The 382-nt window shown below is 49.5% G+C and carries 1 protein-coding gene; it reads right to left on the bottom strand.

The genetic code is table 11. The annotated features are described in order from the left end of the window. Window positions 1-382: hypothetical protein (locus RMT89_RS41510; protein ID WP_315888935.1), on the bottom strand; the 382-nt coding region annotated here is incomplete at both ends.

The raw sequence follows: 382 nt of genomic DNA, 5'->3' as shown, positions 1-382 counted from the left end.
CATACGCATCAGAGATGGTCTCACAGTGCGTTTTGTAGGCAATCAACTCAATCGCAACATCATCTTCCACAACCATTTTCCAGTTGTAGAACTGTGGGTCAGCCAGTTCCTCGAAGCGGTAAGCCCACTTGTCGATGACTTGACTGTTCTGCGGTTGTGTAAGACGAGCGAAGATTTCAGCCGGTGTCAGCGTGTCCTGTGGACGGAAGTGCTGCCCATATCCGAAGATACAACGACGAGCATAACCAGTTTCGAGGAAGTCATAGAACTGTTCTTCCACCAGTCCACCATCCAAGAGCTTGGACGGAGTACCGAACAGGAGCATATTAGCCGGTGTCTTACCGTCAACTTCTTCTGTTCTCTGGCTCTCTGCTGTGTTTTT

Origin of the sequence: Streptomyces sp. P17 (assembly GCF_032436805.1) — a bacterium.
In the GTDB taxonomy this organism is placed as follows: domain Bacteria; phylum Actinomycetota; class Actinomycetes; order Streptomycetales; family Streptomycetaceae; genus Streptomyces.
Note: the sequence above shows the minus strand (reverse complement) of the source record. Positions and strands in the feature narration are given on the sequence as shown.